The sequence below is a fragment of the Chthoniobacter flavus Ellin428 genome (assembly GCF_000173075.1).
GTDB lineage: Bacteria > Verrucomicrobiota > Verrucomicrobiia > Chthoniobacterales > Chthoniobacteraceae > Chthoniobacter > Chthoniobacter flavus.
On sequence record NZ_ABVL01000016.1, the window covers coordinates 141,764 to 157,097 of the forward strand.

General features: G+C 59.8%; 15 protein-coding genes. 7 read left to right on the forward strand and 8 right to left on the reverse strand.

Annotated elements, in window-relative coordinates; all coding sequences use genetic code 11:
- The first annotated feature begins 4 nt into the window (after positions 1-4).
- On the forward strand, positions 5-1,723 hold the full coding sequence (locus tag CFE428DRAFT_RS22565) for a hybrid sensor histidine kinase/response regulator (RefSeq protein WP_006981970.1): 1,719 nt from the start codon (positions 5-7) through the stop codon (positions 1,721-1,723).
- 61 nt (positions 1,724-1,784) lie between these two features.
- Positions 1,785-3,578 (forward strand): response regulator, encoded by a 1,794-nt coding sequence (locus CFE428DRAFT_RS22570; protein ID WP_006981971.1) that lies wholly within the window; start codon positions 1,785-1,787, stop codon positions 3,576-3,578.
- A 200-nt stretch (positions 3,579-3,778) separates the two neighbouring features.
- Here the strand turns inward: CFE428DRAFT_RS22570 and CFE428DRAFT_RS41295 are convergent, their stop codons facing one another.
- Positions 3,779-3,964, reverse strand: coding sequence for a helix-turn-helix domain-containing protein (locus tag CFE428DRAFT_RS41295; RefSeq protein ID WP_420196892.1), 186 nt, complete (start codon positions 3,962-3,964; stop codon positions 3,779-3,781).
- 540 nt (positions 3,965-4,504) lie between these two features.
- Between CFE428DRAFT_RS41295 and CFE428DRAFT_RS22575 the strand changes: the two genes are divergently transcribed.
- Entirely contained in the window at positions 4,505-5,080 is a 576-nt protein-coding gene (locus tag CFE428DRAFT_RS22575; protein ID WP_006981973.1) for a GrpB family protein, read from the forward strand.
- Here CFE428DRAFT_RS22575 and CFE428DRAFT_RS22580 read toward each other — a convergent pair.
- The 4 genes from CFE428DRAFT_RS22580 to CFE428DRAFT_RS22595 all read right to left on the reverse strand — a co-directional run bounded on the left by CFE428DRAFT_RS22580 (position 5,040) and on the right by CFE428DRAFT_RS22595 (position 8,928).
- Positions 5,040-7,076 carry an ATP-dependent DNA helicase gene (locus CFE428DRAFT_RS22580; protein ID WP_202797485.1) on the reverse strand — a complete coding sequence of 679 codons (2,037 nt, stop codon included), beginning with the start codon at positions 7,074-7,076 and terminating at the stop codon, positions 5,040-5,042. The genes CFE428DRAFT_RS22575 and CFE428DRAFT_RS22580 overlap by 41 nt on opposite strands.
- A 57-nt stretch (positions 7,077-7,133) precedes the next feature.
- Complete coding sequence (locus tag CFE428DRAFT_RS22585) at positions 7,134-7,586, reverse strand: hypothetical protein (protein ID WP_006981975.1); 453 nt, start codon at positions 7,584-7,586, stop codon at positions 7,134-7,136.
- 151 nt (positions 7,587-7,737) lie between these two features.
- A complete protein-coding gene (locus CFE428DRAFT_RS22590) occupies positions 7,738-8,415 on the reverse strand; it encodes an O-methyltransferase (RefSeq protein WP_006981976.1) in 678 nt (225 codons plus the stop codon).
- The gene (locus CFE428DRAFT_RS22595; protein ID WP_131989798.1) at positions 8,416-8,928 is read right to left on the reverse strand and encodes a hypothetical protein; all 513 of its coding nucleotides are present in this window, start codon (positions 8,926-8,928) and stop codon (positions 8,416-8,418) included.
- A gap of 229 nt (positions 8,929-9,157) precedes the next feature.
- Here CFE428DRAFT_RS22595 and CFE428DRAFT_RS40010 point away from each other — a divergent pair, with 229 nt between their 5' ends.
- A complete protein-coding gene (locus tag CFE428DRAFT_RS40010; protein WP_237705544.1) occupies positions 9,158-9,616 on the forward strand; it encodes a hypothetical protein in 459 nt (152 codons plus the stop codon).
- A gap of 38 nt (positions 9,617-9,654) precedes the next feature.
- Here CFE428DRAFT_RS40010 and CFE428DRAFT_RS22605 read toward each other — a convergent pair whose 3' ends face one another.
- A complete protein-coding gene (locus CFE428DRAFT_RS22605) occupies positions 9,655-9,867 on the reverse strand; it encodes a hypothetical protein (RefSeq protein ID WP_006981979.1) in 213 nt (70 codons plus the stop codon).
- A gap of 290 nt (positions 9,868-10,157) precedes the next feature.
- Here CFE428DRAFT_RS22605 and CFE428DRAFT_RS22610 point away from each other — a divergent pair, with 290 nt between their 5' ends.
- The gene (locus CFE428DRAFT_RS22610; RefSeq protein ID WP_006981980.1) at positions 10,158-10,736 is read left to right on the forward strand and encodes a hypothetical protein; all 579 of its coding nucleotides are present in this window, start codon (positions 10,158-10,160) and stop codon (positions 10,734-10,736) included.
- Positions 10,737-10,851: 115 nt separating this feature from the next.
- Here the strand turns inward: CFE428DRAFT_RS22610 and CFE428DRAFT_RS22615 are convergent, their stop codons facing one another.
- Positions 10,852-12,111, reverse strand: a complete 1,260-nt coding sequence (locus CFE428DRAFT_RS22615) for a PQQ-binding-like beta-propeller repeat protein (protein ID WP_006981981.1) — start codon at positions 12,109-12,111, stop codon at positions 10,852-10,854.
- Positions 12,112-12,325: 214 nt separating this feature from the next.
- Positions 12,326-13,408 (reverse strand): hypothetical protein, encoded by a 1,083-nt coding sequence (locus tag CFE428DRAFT_RS22620; RefSeq protein ID WP_006981982.1) that lies wholly within the window; start codon positions 13,406-13,408, stop codon positions 12,326-12,328.
- A gap of 535 nt (positions 13,409-13,943) precedes the next feature.
- Between CFE428DRAFT_RS22620 and CFE428DRAFT_RS39135 the strand changes: the two genes are divergently transcribed.
- Both CFE428DRAFT_RS39135 and CFE428DRAFT_RS22630 read left to right on the forward strand, forming a co-directional pair.
- Positions 13,944-14,462, forward strand: a complete 519-nt coding sequence (locus tag CFE428DRAFT_RS39135; protein ID WP_006981983.1) for a phosphate ABC transporter substrate-binding protein — start codon at positions 13,944-13,946, stop codon at positions 14,460-14,462.
- Between the two features lie 161 nt (positions 14,463-14,623).
- Entirely contained in the window at positions 14,624-15,106 is a 483-nt protein-coding gene (locus tag CFE428DRAFT_RS22630; protein ID WP_006981984.1) for a GNAT family N-acetyltransferase, read from the forward strand.
- Positions 15,107-15,334 lie beyond the last annotated feature (228 nt).

Sequence of the window (15,334 nt, forward strand, 5' to 3'; positions counted from 1 at the left end):
GACGATGAACATCCTGATCGTTGAAGACAACCCGACCAATCGCAAGTTGCTGCACGTAACGCTGGCTGGGGAAGGTCATGAGGTCTTTGAGGCGGGCGATGGCGAGGAGGCCCTGGCGGCACTGGCGGAGCAACGCGCGGATGCCATCATTTCCGACATCCTCATGCCTAACATGGACGGCTACCGGTTGTGCTACGAAATCCGGCGCCACACAGACTGGCGCAACCTGCCTTTCATCTTCTATACGGCGACTTACACTTCGCCGAGTGATGAGAAGCTGGCGTTGGACCTCGGCGCGGACGCCTACTTGCGCAAGCCTGCTTCCACCGGCGCTATTCTGGAAACCTTGCATGAGGTGTTGCAAAGGACCGAATGCGCCCGTCCAAAATATCAGCTAACGGAAACGGACGTCTTGAAGGAATACAGCGAGCGGCTGGTGGTCAAGTTGGAGGCGCAGAACATCAAACTGGAAACCCGGACGAAGGAATTGGAGCAGGAAGTCGCCGAACGCAAACGCGTCGAAGAAACGAACCGAAAACTCCAGGCGCAACTTCACCTGTCTCAAAAGATGGATGCCCTCGGCACCCTGGCCGGTGGCGTCGCGCATGACTTCAACAATCTCATTCCAGCCATCATTGGTAACGCCGAATTGGCCATGGCGGATCTGCCCTCCGGACATCCGGTCCTGAAAAAACTGAGCGAGATCGTGAAGGCCGGAGCGAGGGCCAGAGATTTGGTCAACCGCATTCTTACCTTCAGCCGGCAGCGACCACAAGAACGCAGGGTCTTGAAACTACAACCCGTGGTGGAAGAGGCGCTCCAGCTTCTGCGGGTGGCACTGCCCGCCATGATCGAAATTCGCACCGACTTTCAAGCCGACGTGCCTACCGTGCTGGCGGATGCCACGCAAATTCATCAAATCGTCATGAATCTGGGCATCAACGCCAGCCACGCGATGAATAAAAACGGCTGCCTGGAAGTTCGCTTGGAAACGATCGCGGTCGACGCCGCTCTGGCCCGAAGCTCGGCGGAACTGCACGAAGGCACCTATGTGCGCCTCACCGTAAGCGACAATGGCTGCGGCATGGACCGCTCCACGCTGGCACGCATCTTCGAGCCGTTTTTCACCACCAAACTGCCGGGCCAGGGCACCGGCCTCGGCCTGGCGGTCGTGCACGGCATCATGATGGATCACGATGGGGCCATCACGGTGGACAGCAAACCCGGCGAGGGCACGGCCTTCCAACTCTATTTCCCAGTCGTTCAGTCCGGGGTTCCAAAAACTCCAATCCCCGCGCCGGAGATCCGTCGCGGGTCCGGCCAGCGGATTCTCTTCGTGGATGATGAAGCCCCGCTTGTCTATCTGGTTACGGAGTCGTTGAAATTCCTCGGTTATCACGTCTCCGGCTTTACCCGTCCGGAGGAGGCCCTCGAGGCGTTGCGGGCTGCGCCGGGCAATTTCGACTTCATGATAACCGACCTGTCCATGCCTGTGATGCCCGGACCGGTGCTGGCTCGGCAGGCTCTCCAGATTCGACCCGATCTCCCGATCGTCATCGCAACCGGTTACATCCGCCCGGAAGACATCGAGCGAGCACGCCACATCGGAGTGCGCGACTTGATTTTGAAACCAAGCACGGTCCTGGAGTTAAGCGAGACAATGCACCGCCTTCTGGGTGCCTCCCAAACAGAGCGCCCCAACGGGAAAGATCCCGTAACCTGACCAGCGTCCTCGGCCACGGCGCGACCTTCACCATGGAGCTACCATTTCGCTGAGCAATCTGATGAACCTCCACACCCATCGCCGTATCCTTGTCATCGATGACAACCGTGCCATTCACGGTGACTTCTGCAAAATTCTCTGCCCTCAACGCAGCATCATCGACCAGGAAGACCCGGAGCTTTTCGCCGAAATCACGCCCACCCAGGCACAGCCGTTCTTCGAGATCGACTCGGCATATCAGGGAACCGAAGGCGTGTGCGCTCTCAGCCGCGCACTCGAAGAAGGCCGGCCTTATGCCATGGCTTTTGTCGACTGGGGCATGCCACCCGGCGCCGATGGCATCGAAACCGTGGAAATGCTTTGGAAGCGGTGCCCGGAACTACAAGTGGTCATCTGTACCGCTTATTCCGATTACTCCTGGGCAGAGACGATCGGCCGCCTTGGACATCGCGACCACCTGCTGGTGCTGAAGAAGCCTTTCGCTCCCGTCGAGGCTCTCCAGTTGGCCTCAGCCTTGTGCGAAAAATGGCGATTGGCCGAGGAAGCCCGCCATTGCCTCGCCGACAGGGAACGCATCCTCGAGGAACGCACCCGCGAATGCTGCGAAATGAATCAACGTCTCAAAGCAGAAATGGAGCAGCGTATGCAGGCCGAGGCGCAGCTCCTCCGCGCTCAAAGGCTGGAAAGCATCGGCACCCTGGCCAGCGGTATCGCCCATGACCTCAATAACATGCTCTCGCCGATCCTGCTCTCCCTGGACTTGTTGCGAAATGAAGTTCCGGAGAAATCCAGGGAACTGCTCTCCACCGTCGAGAGGTGCGCGCAACGCGCAGGTGAAATGGTCAAACAGGTGCTCACCTTTGCCCGCGGCGTCGAAGGCGAACGCCTGCCGTTGCAACCCAAACTGTTGATCCGCGAGATAGAAAATATCGTCGCCGGAAGCTTTCCACGTCACATCACCATGGAAAGGCGAATTCCTCGCGAACTTTCGTTGATCCAAGGCGACCCCACCCAATTGCACCAGGTGCTGCTCAATCTCTGCGTCAACGCGCGCGACGCCATGCCAGACGGCGGCACATTGCGGATCGAAGCCGACGACTTCGCAGTGGACGCGCATTTCGCCAGCATGACTCCCGGCGCCCGCATCGGTCGCTATGTAAGACTGCGCGTTTCCGACACGGGCACGGGAATTCCCGCGCACCTCATCGATAAAATCTTCGATCCCTTCTTCACCACCAAACCACTCGGCAAAGGGACCGGTCTCGGGCTTTTCACCGTGATCGGCATCGTCAAGAGCCACGAAGGATTCCTCAATGTCCACAGCGAGCCGGGGAAAGGAACCACCCTTGAGATCTTCATTCCCACGGTGCTGGATGACGCGCCGTGCGATGCGCCGAAGGAAAAAGGGGCCAGCCGCAACGGAGGTGGCCAGTTAATCCTTGTGGTGGACGATGAAAGCGCCGTCCGCGACGTGATCGAGTCCACGCTCACCCAGCATGGCTATCGCACGCTGCTTGCAAGGGACGGAGCGGAAGCCTTGACCCTGTTCGTCCGTCAGACCGAACGCATCGATGTGGTGTTCACCGATATCACGATGCCTCTGGTCGATGGCGTTGCGCTCTGCCGGGCGCTGAAAATGATCGACCGGGAGGTTCGCATTATCGCCGCGACCGGCGTGGCAGAAGAGCACCGCAAGCGAGACCTTGAATCACTGAACATCGGCAGATGTACTCGACAAGCCATTCACCGCCGACACGCTCCTCGTCGCCCTCGACGAAACTCTCTCATTACCAAGCCATTCCGGCCGCTCAGAATTCTCATCGCAGCCCCATCGCGCCCCACGGTAGCCGTATAAGACAACTTGAAACGACGCAGAGGGGATAGAAGAAGGTGAAAGCGGAAACGAGCCGATCAATCTTCACGGAGTCGGTAGAAAAGGCCTTCTGTCCCTCAATCCAAATGAGGAAACCAGAGCAGGCAGAATTCCGATCACGCACACAATTGAAAGAGACTGATGTCCGCGAGTCTTGCGGTTACAAATTCCCAGCACTAGAATTAGCTGCTGGGGTGTCGGGATTCTGCGAGGGGATTAAAACCGAGAAAGGAGACAATTTTCGTCTGGTTCCGCTTGGTAATCGGTGTCCGATTACGTTCCCATCGCTCAACCGTCTGGTATGCGACTCCCAGAATTTCAGCTACTTGCATTTGTGTCAGCCGCATTTCGATTAGTTTGCGGCGCAAATGCTAACCAAGCGTTCGGAGAGTTTCCGGGACAGCCCGCCACATCCGCCGATACACTGAAGCCGTGGGTATCGGAGCTCGAATTATCCGATCGCAAATACCCAGCAGAGCGCACGGCCTGTGCTTCGAACTACCACGACCTTTCCACCCACCGGCTCAGGCCGCTCCGCTCCGGTGCGTCCCTGAGCTTGAGGGCGCTGGTGACTAGCCATATCATATCCAGGATACACACTTCATGCTCAGCGTTTTGGAATTTATTGGGGTTGTTTTGGACATTCTCGCCTTTTTACTCGAGTGGCGATTCAATCTCTGCCTTTCCGGAGGCGCCGCGCTTGCTGCTGTTGCCGTCGCCATCATCCCATACGAACCGTTGGGGTGGATGGTCGCCGCAGCCATCTTCACCGCGGGTTTTATTGTTGGGCTCCGCTGGGATCGAGATCACCGGCGAGGAGCACGACTACATGAACTTCAAGCGGAGCAGTCATGCCGCCCTCTGCAGTCTCCTGTCACGGTGGGATTGAGACCGTGAAGCCACATGCCATGAGTGAAGTATTGATTGGTGGAATCGAGAAGCGGGAGGTTGTGATCGTGGATTATGACCCACGCTGGCCCGGGAAGTTTCAGAAACACGCCGCCATTGTCGCACAAGCCTTGGGTCCGAAGGCGCTCGTCATTGAGCACGTCGGTTCTACTTCCGTGCCCGGGCTGGCCGCAAAGCCGATCATCGACATCGATGTTCTCGTCGAGGATTCCAGCAACGAGGGCGCTTACCTTTCAGATCTGGCGGCTGCCGGCTATATGCTCCGCGTTCGTGAGCCGGATTGGCATGAACATCGGATGTTCCGGACGCCGGAACTCGACGTCCACATCCACATCTTCTCCCTCGGTTGCGTGGAGGTGGCGCGGCACCTCACTTTTCGTAACCGTCTCCAAAGCCACGCTGAAGACCGGCTCCGCTACGAGGCGCTCAAGCGGAAGCTCGCGAAAGAGGATTGGCCCGACATGAACGCCTATGCGCGCGCCAAGAGCGAGTTGGTGGAGGAGATCATTGCGCGAGCTTTGCAAGGCACCTTAGTTACACTACTTCCACCGGACACTTCGGCAGGGCCCGCATAAAAGCCTGGCCGTAGCTTTTGGTGAGCACGCGATTGTCCAAAATCACGACGATTCCCTGATCCTGTTTCGTACGGATCAGGCGGCCGACGCCCTGACGCAGCTTCAGGATCGCTTCCGGGAGCGAATACTCCGCGAAGGCGTCGCCGCCATTGGCTTCGATCAATTCCAGACGCGCTTCGATGAGCGGATGATCGGGCACCGCGAAAGGCAGGCGGGTGATGATGACATTTGACAACGCCTCACCCGGCACATCGACACCGCTCCAAAAACTCTCTGTTCCGAAAAGCACGTGGCGCTCGTCCTTTTTGAATTCCGAGATGAGCCGATGCCGCGGCAGCCCTTCGCCCTGCACGAGCAGCTTGTAGTCGAGATCGTCGAGTCGTTCGCGCAGCGCCGAGGCGAGGTTGGTCATCGCCTTGTAGCTGGTGAAGAGCACAAACGCCCGGCCCTTGCTCATGCCGACGAAATGCTCGATCTGCTCGGCCAGCGCCGCCTCGTAACCCGAGTCGCGCGGATCGGGCATCTTGCGCGTGACGTAGATTTTCATCTGCCGCTCGTAGTCGAACGGGCTGCCGATCTGCCGCGCCTCCACTTCATCCGCGCCCACGCGATTGCGGAAGTAGGTGAGCGCTTCGTTGCCGACGCTCAAGGTCGCGCTGGTCATGATGCAGCACTTGCCCTCGGGGAAGAGCAACGCACGCAGATACGCCGCGACATCGACGGGCGCGGCGTGGAGCGCGTGATACTGCTGCGTCTTGCCGGTCTTCTCGATCCAGTAAACGTGATCCTCTGCCTCCTGCTTGAGGAACGTGGCGATGGCGCTGCGCGCATCGCGGATGCGCCGGCCGAGATCCTGCAACTCCGCTTTCCCGAGATCGTCCTCGATCCCGCGGAGCGTCTCCACGACCATCTGCTGCAGCTTGGCCAGCGGGGCAGTGAGCGAGTCCATCACGATATCCGGCTGGCGGACGCGATACTCGCGGCCTTTTTTGAAATCGCCACGCTCGCCGAGCTTGTCGAAAAACGAATCTACCTCCTCGATGAGCGTCGCGGTTTCCTTCACCGCGTTGGGATTGCGGTGCACCTGGAAGAGACCCTTTTTCGTCTTCGGGTTGTAGAGCCGCTGCAGGGCATAGCGTAGCCCATATTGCGAAACGCCCAGCCCGATCTGCTTCGCGGCCACTTGCTCCACGGTGTGCGCTTCGTCGAAGATGACGAAATCATTGGCGAAGAGATAGCCGCTCTCGTTTTCCTCCTGCTCCGCGATCCCGCCGAGGTTCAAGAAAAAGAGCGTGTGATTCATCACCACCACGTCCGCGGTGAGCAACCGCTTGCGCGCGCGCTGGTAGAAGCATTTCGGATTATTCCCGCAGGATTTCGTGGTGCAGATATGCTGCTCGCTGCAAACCTGCGCCCACACGCTGGAGTCCGGTTCCACCGAGAAATCCGAGAGCGTGCCATCCTGGGTGGTCTGCGCCCATTCCCAGATGCGCTGCAGTTCCGCCTGCTCGGGCGAAGTGAAAAGCTCCTGGGCATGGGCGATCGCGCGTTCCAGCCGCAGGGGACAAATGTAGTTCGCCCGTCCTTTCCAGAGCATCGCCTCGAACTCCACCGGCAGGACTTTTTGCACGATGGGGATGTCCTTGTAGACGAGCTGTTCCTGGAGATTGATCGTGTAGGTGGAGACGACCGCCTTCTTCTTGTGCTCCAACGCCCAGAGCACCGCGGGCACCAGGTAGGCGAGCGATTTGCCGACCCCCGTGCCCGCCTCGATGACGACATGCCGCTGCTCACTGAGCGCCGTGGCCACGGAGACGGCCATCTCCTGCTGCTCGCGCCGGTATTCGAAATTCTTCGCCTTGGCCAGCATGCCGGTCTCCGAAAAAATCTCGCGCACACGTTCGGGGAACGCGGTCGCGGCGTTATCGGGATCGAGCGAAATCATGAGCCGTCCATCTTTCCCCGTCGCGCCCCACTCGGCAAGCGTGACAAGCAAAAGAAACGCTCGGAGCAGTGAGTGCGGTGTATGAGCTGATCGCGGAAGCGGTGTGCTCTATTCCGAGGTGGTGGAGCTCTTTGCCGGCGATTCCGCCGGCTGGGTCTTCAGCGCGAGCGCCGCTTGCACCTCCTTTGCGACCCACGGCGTATCCGACTGGTGGGGGTAAGCGGCGCGATAGTCGCGAGCCATGGCCAGCGCACGGGCGGCGATGCCCTGCGAATCCCGTTCCGGCGTATAAGTACGGGCCAGGTCCAGGAGCGACGAGTCGAGACGGATCTCCAGCAGGAAGGGAAGGCGGTCGGCGTGACCCTGGCGGACGAGTTTGAGATACTGGGTAAACTCCGTCGTGCTCAGCGCCGAGTGGGACAGGACCAGTTCTTCAAAAATCTCGTTCGACTCCGGTTCGGTCTTTTTTGCCTCACCGTAACCTCCCAAAACGAATCCGCCGCCCAACCCGACAAGCAGGGCGAGTATGGGAATCAGGACGCTTTTGCTGAGGATTCTCATCGATGTCCAGCGATGTAGAGCAAGAACCGGACGACGCCTCGGCGGATTTGCCAAGGCGCTCTGTTAATAGGAGGGAAGCGATGTTTTGTCGGCTCGCGACAGCAATAGAGGCCTTCGCGTTCCTGGCTGGCCAGCCGGTGCCAAATCCGCCTCAGGCGTCGGCGTTGACGAGGGCAAAGGCGAAGCCGTCGTAGCCTTTGGCGCCGACGGTCTGAATGGCGGTGGCGCTGACGCGCGGTTCGGCGGCCACGAGATCGAGGAAGCGACGGACACCTTGCACACGCGGGTCGCTATGATCCGGCTCGATGACCGCACCCTTGCGGATCACGTTGTCGGCGATGATGACGGTGCCGCGCCGCGAGAGCCGCAGCGCCCAGCGGAAGTAGTCGGGATAGTTATCCTTGTCGGCGTCGATGAAGATGAGGTCGAAGGGGCAGCGGCCTTCCTTTTCCAATTGAGGCAGGATGTCCAGGGCCGCGCCGACGCGCAGGTCGATGAGCGAGGCGACTCCCGCGCGCTGGAAATTCCGGCGCGCTACCTCGGCGTGCTTCGGTTCGTATTCGAGCGTGACAAGCTGGCCATCGGTGGGCAACGCGCGGGCGAGCCAGATGGTGCTGTAGCCGCCGAGCGTGCCGAGCTCCAGGATGTGCCGCGCGCCGTGCAGGCGCGCGAGAAGATGGAGCAGCTTGCCTTGCGTGGCCGAGACCTGGATTTCCGGCAATCCGCCCTCGGCGCTGGCGGCCAGCGCGTCTTTCAAGACGGCATCATCGGTCCCGAGCAAATCGCCCAGGTATTCGTCCACGGCACTCCAGGTTTGTTCCGAATTCATTTAGCGTTCTTCTACGAATTTCTCGCCGTTCCAGGTGTATTTCCCTTTCAGTTTTCCGCCTTTTTCGGTGCGGACGATGATGGTGCGGCCTTTGCGCGGGAGTTCGAAGACGTAGCCCTTTTCGTTGGCAATGGGGAAGATGTCACGCGGCACTTCGAGCATCCGGCCGTCGGACGCCGCCTCATAAAAGGCGAGATACTTCGAGTTCTTGCCCTCGAGTTCGCCCTGGCAGACGGCGAGGAGCGGGCGATCGTCCTTGTAGCGAAACAAGGCGGCTTCAAATGGTGCCTGCGCACCGTCGCCGGTGCAGCTGAGATAGCCGTTGGCCGAATCATACACGCCGCTCTTCGGCTGGTGCAGAAACTTCAGCCAATCCTTCGCGGGAGCTTCGAAGGTGCTCCCCGGGAGTTGCACGAAATAATCTCCAATCGTCAGGCGTTTCGCGTCCGCGGCGCGGAGATGCGGTTCCGGCAACAAGGCGAGGCCCAGCAGGAGGACGAAGAGGAGACGCATGCTGGAATCCTTCCCGATCATTTTCGGCGGGGCGAGCGCAAAGGTGGGAAGGATGGAAGGGATACCCGGTTTCCATCGCGGAAGGAGAGGCGCGGCCACCCCCCGATGGCCGCGCCATCCTCCCGCAACAAGCCGCTATGACCCGCGCCCCGGCACCGCAGCCCCACCCATCGTCCACCGCCGACCCTGTTTCCCCGCTTCGCCAGCTCTCCTTATCCATCACGCCCGCATGCCCGCCGGTTCGCTGATCATTTGGAAGCACCATACGCTTCCACCGGCTAAGACGCGGGGTTTTCGAGGCCTTGCAGAAAAATTCGTATTACCGCGCAGATTTTTGCGGGCGTCAGGTTTTTCTGCAGAAAATGCGCTTTTTCTGCAAAACGGTGTTAAACGAGCATCTAAACCAGTAGACATGAACGACGATCTTTCTCCGCTTTTGGAATTTCTCGACCGCTGTGGACCGGAGGTGTGCGGTCATGGTCTCAACGGTCTCGAAGCCGAACAGGTGGCGATGATCGAACGTTTCATCGCCGGCAGGTGTGACGATGTGGAGCGCCGCGAACTCTCGGAATTCCTGCAACTGCATCCGGCTTGGATTCGGTGGATTGCCGACCGCGTGAAACTCGCCCGGGAAATGTCCGAACAGGGCAGCGCCGGAGGTGCGCCCAACGAGCAGATGCAGGCCTGAGGTTTCGGAGGGCGGGGCTGACGCCTGTTTCTCAGTCCTTAATGCTGATCCCGCAGCGACCACTGCAGGGGAATGCGGTTGACGAAGCGGTCATCGATGTCGTGGATCACCACGAATCCCGTTCCATTGGCGCGTAGATGACGGGTGGCATCGTGCAGCGAAGGGAATTCCATTCGGGGGCTCTCCCCATCCTTCTCCACGCAGACGCCATGTCGGTCGAGAGACAGGAAAAGATGGAAATCGGAAGCCATGCTAACCGATCAACGCCGCCGCGGGGGGAAATCGTGCGTGGAATTTCGAATATTTTGAGGGACGGGATGTAAAGCAGGAGAAGCCCGGCAAGAAAAGTGCGGACGCAAGGCGGGGCGGGGACGAATCTTAGGGATGGAGGACGAGTTATGAAGATCGACTTTGCTCTCTCTATTGCGCCAGATCTTACCCCCGGGTCTGCAACGCGTGGGTGCTCTTTAAAGGTGCCATGTGTTGCTGGGCGCCCTCACGGTGCGCCTATTCTTTGCCATGAAAGGAGGGCGGCCCGGCCATGAATGCACAAATTCATAAGCCGGAATGGCAACGGGTGGAAATTTGGACCCTCGCGGTGTTGGTCGTCGGCGCCATCCTGCTCGTGGTCCCGCCGCGGAGGGCGGATTTCGATCGCAGTGTCGCTCCCAGTGCGTCCGAGGCGGGCGTGCCGGCGTCGCTACCCAGGAAGACGGCTCCGCAAAACGAGGCGCTCCCATTCACTGCGGCGGACGTGGTGCAGTATTTTTCCTCCACCTTCGAAACTTCCGCGGAGAAAGGAGAGGGGAATACGATGGTCTTCGAGAATCACGAGGTGAAATCCCCGGACGATCGTTGGCGCATCGCCATCTCCACGGAGGGGAAAGCGGTGATCGTGGAATTCACCGCGGGCGGCGACTACGGGTTGAGCCTCGCGCGAGACTTTTTCGAGAGCCCGCTTTTCCAGCGCGAAGAGAGCGAGCAACTCTACGACCTGTTCGCGCGCGCGCAGAACAATCCGGTGAAAAAATTGCCGCGCTTCACCGTGGGCGTGACGTACCGGCAAACTTCCGAGGAGGAGAATCTCGTTATCCGTTTCACCGCGCCAAACGCGACGTAAAAAGAAACACCCAACATTCAATGGCGCAAGCGACGTGCGATCACGTGCTCTTCATTGGATGTTGAGTGTTGGGTGTTGGATGTTGCGGCGAAGCCGTCCTGGTTCTGCCTATTCCTTATTTCACCGCGTAGCAGAAGATCAGATCCTGATCGCGGAGATACATCCGGCCATTGGAAATCACCGGGTGCGTCCAGATGTGTCCCTGCGGGCTGCGGATCGACGTCTGCGGGTCGAGCTTGAAGCGGCTGATCTCATGCCAGCCATTCGGCGTGGCATCGATGAGCACCACGTTGCCGCTGCCTTCTTCGAGCAGGTAGAAGTGGCCGTCAGCGTAGGAGATCGCGCCCTTGCCGAGCTTGGCTTTCTCGCTCCACACCAGCTGGCCGGTCTTGAAATCCTGGCACGTCCAGCCGACGCCGTCACTGTAGCCATAGAGCTTGTCACCGAGGAGGATCACGCCGCCGTGATGATTCTTCATCACCTTGTTCGGCGTGGCGCCGGTCTCGTCATAGAGCATCTTGATCTGGTTGCCGGGTTCGACGTCGAAGCTCATCGAGCCGACACCGTAACCGCTGGCGAAATAGACCTGGTTGCCCTTCACGATCGGCGTGGGAATCATCGCCGTCTTGCCGGGATACGGTTGCTCCCAGAGCAGCGCGCCATCCTTGGCGGCGATGCCTACGATATTGGTCATGCTGCGCTGGATGTACTGCCGCTGCCCATTGATATCCGCCGGGACGATCGAGGAATACTGCGCGCCATCGGTCCACTTGTCGCTTTGCCAGACCACCTTGCCGGTCATCTTGTCGAGCGCGGCCATGGCGCCCTTGGGACCGCCAGGAGTGCAGACGACCTGGTTGCCATCGACGAGCACGCTCTCCGTGTAGCCCCAGCCCGGGCGTTTGCCGCCGAGCGATTCCATACTGGTGCGCCAGAGTTCCTTGCCATCCTTGGCCTGCACCGCGACGAGATCGCCTGTGCCGCTGAGCGTGTAGACGCGGTCCCCGTCCACCGTCGGCGTGCCGCGCGGGCCGTTGCCCCATTTGTTATCGAGGATGTTGCCGAGCTTGGCGATCCAGAGCTCGTTGCCTTTATCCGCGTCGAGGCAGATGAGGATTTCGCCGCCATCGCGCGTCCCCATGGTGTAAAGATGCCCGTCCACCACGGAGAAGCCCGAGTAGCCGCTGCCCGCGTTGGTGTAGTTCCACAATTTCTTCGGGCCATCGGCCGGCCATTCCTTGAGAAGGCCGGTTTCCTTCGAGATGTCATCTCGATTTGGGCCGCGGAACTGGGGCCAGTTGAAGGCAGGATTATCGGCGTAAACCGTGACGGCGCAGAGCGCGCTGAGGACGAAAGAGAGGGTGTTCTTTTTCATGTGGGAGAAGCGGCGATGGGTTGTTGAGGAGACCTTTCGCAGGAGGGAAACGTTAGTAGAAACGCAGGTGGATGGCGAGTAGTTGCGCTCCGGGGCATATAGCTGGCGGCTGCGACAGCCTGCGAGTGCGAGGGCATGGGAGGAATCGCAAGGATGGGAGTGAGAGGAGTCTATTTCTCCCCTCCTTCCCATTCCCCCGGCGAAAGTCCAGCGCCTACGATCCCTTCACGAACCACGGCTTGGCATAGGGGTTCTTCGTGAAGAAATCGAGCAGCAGCTGGGCGATTTTCTGCTGACCGCTGGCCGAGGGATGCGTGCCGTCCTGTCCGCAATCGGTGGGCAGCCATTTGAGATCATCGATCGTGCGGCCCTTTTCACCGTTGGTCCAGAGATACGGCCCCCAGAGGATCACCGGTCCATCGGCGGGTTGATCCTTGATCACCGCGCGCATGGCGAAGGCGCTCTCGTAAGCGTACGGCTCCGGATTCAAGCGCGTCCTGGCGTAACCCGCGTAAATGCGGCTCGCGAGGAAGATCATGCGCAGGTTCGGATACTTCTCGCGAGCCCGCTTGATGTCGGTCCGGACGTCGTCGCGCAATTGGTCGGTCGCTGCTGGATAGCCTCCTGAGGGATTCGCGTTCGCCTCCTTCAGCCACATTACTTCCACCTGCGCGGGGCTCACGCCGGCCTGTTTGATGCGGTCGATTGCGGTGTCCCAAGGCTGGTCATTGGTCGCCCAGGCGGCGGCTGTTTTGCCGCCCTGCGCGCAATCGACGATCACCAGGTTGGGTGCCTTGCGCGGATCGGTGTCGGCGATGCGCTTGAAAGCCGAAAATTCCATCGTCGTATTCGACATCCCTAGAGACACCATCACGATCTTCCCATCGGCCGCAGGTTTGCCTTCGGCGTTGAGGGGACGGATCTGCACGAGGGCCTGTTTCGCGTGGGCCGCAAGAGCGGCCGGTGGATCATTCTTCCCGCCGCCGTAAAGACCGCCATCCTGGTCCTGATACTTGCCGGTCAATTCCGTCAGCGGAACGAGATTGGTGGGAGGCGGGGGGAGCGGTTGCTGATTTTTTTGCGGATTTTGCGGGTTCTGTGGTTGCCCATTTGGATTCTCGCCGGCGGCATGACGGCGTTTGGCTTCATCGAGGATCTTCTGGTCGTCAGGCGTCAATTGCGCCCCATTTTGGGCGCGTTGAAAGATTTCTCGCGCCTTCTGCCAATCAAAGGGAGCGTCCGCGGCGAACAGCGGCAGAGCAACTAAAGCGAAGAGGAGGGGGAAACAGAATTTCATGGGGATGAAGCACCGATGCGTTGTCAAAGTTTCGTCAATTGCTCATGAGTAATACGCGTATTTTCGGAGCGTGCTGGCCGACGGAGCGAAGATCATCGTGGCGATCCAGGAAAAGGTGATGCGAGGATGTGGCGTCATTCCTTACAGAGATGCCGTCACTCAATTGTAACATGTGACAGCTTGGCTCCGAGGCTTCGGCGGGCTCAACTCTGGCCACTCCTATTTACCTATGATGAAACTGAAAACTCTTCTCAGCATTCCCGTCGCCCTTGCCATGGCGACGCCTGTCTTTGCGGGCAGCATCGTGATCAAAGGGCTCCGACACGCTCGGCGCCCAAATTCGTTCCGCAGCTTGCCGAAGCGTTTAAAGCCAAGCATCCCGACACGACCTTCAACATCGCCGCGGAAGGTTCGGCCACGGGCATGCCGCGATCATCGACGGCACGGCGCAGATCGGCATGTCGAGCCGCAAGGTCGAGCTGCCGGAAGAAGCAGCCGCCGCAACCAAAGGCGTGAAATTTTTCCCCGACGGTGGTTGGCGCACGACGGCATCGCCGTGGTGGTCAATGAGAAGAATCCCGTGACCAAGCTCACCAAGAAGCAGGTCGAGCAGATCTTCACCGGCGATGTCACTGACTGGAGCGCGGTGGGTGGCAAAGGCGGCGCGGTCTCCATCTATACCCGCAACACGTCCTCGGGCACGTTCAAGGACTTCAAGAACATGGCGATGAAGAAGCGCGACTACGCCCCGAGCTCCCAGAAGATGGCCGGTAACGAGCAGATCGTCGCTGAAGTGGGCAAGAACGAGAACGGCATCGGCTATGTCGGCCTCGCCTACACCAAGGCCCCGGGCGTGAAGGTCATCGTTATCGATGGCACCGAGCTGACCGACGCCAACGTGCGCAGCGGCAAGTATCCCTATTCGCGTGAGACCTATCTCTACACCAACGGCGCGCCGGCTGGTGAGACGAAGAGCTTCGTCGACTTCGCGGTGAGCGAAGAAGGCCAGAAGATCGCCGAGCAGGTGGGCTTCGTGCCGGTGACGAAGAAGTAATCGTCGCCCGACCTATTTAAAGCGAGCGTACAAACAAGGGCCCGCCGGTGTGAGCCGGCGGGTCTTTTTGTTTGGCTGGCCGGTGCCTGTTCGAAGGACCGGCAGCCCCGTTGATTCACAAATTTCTGTAAGAATTACCGCATTCCTCGCGTTTCCGAACAATGGACACCGAAACCCGCCTCAAAAACGTCACTCCCATCTTTCGCCTTGCGCGGGCGGAGGATGCGTTCGCCGTGGCCGATCTTTTGACGACGCTCGGTTACCCTTCCCTGGCCATTCAGGCCGAGCGGCGCATCCTGGCCTGCACGAATGCGGACGGGACAGCGGTTTTTGTTGCCGAGGTTGCCGGGAGCGTGATCGGTGTGCTGTCGTTCCATTGCATCCCGCTTTTTCACGTCGATGGCTTCCTCGGTCGCATCACGAGTCTCGTCGTCGCACCGGAGCATCGGAAGTTGGGCGTCGGGCGTTTGTTGGTTTCCGTGGCGGAGGAATTTGCCCGGGAGCACGGCTGCAGCCGGATCGAGGTGACCAGTGGTGAGCATCGGACGGATGCGCATGCCTTTTACGAGCAACTCGGGTTTCGCGCGAGCTCCCGGCGGTTTGTGAAAGATACCGCCGTGGTGCACGGCGAAAGCGGGGCGTAGGAAAGGCATCCGTCGGAGATGGTAAAATCGGTCTGTTATCAATCGGTGTCATTCTGAGCGGAGCGTCCCGGTGGCAAGATGGCGGGACGCGCAGTCGAAGAACCCGGTCGCTTTACTGAAGACTGAATCGAAGTCCGCGGTGACGTGGCCACCCCGCTCCGCCGGGGCGCAGGGAAAAGCCTCCTATTAAAGTCGCCCCCCAAGCGGCAACGGAGTGCCGCGGCTACA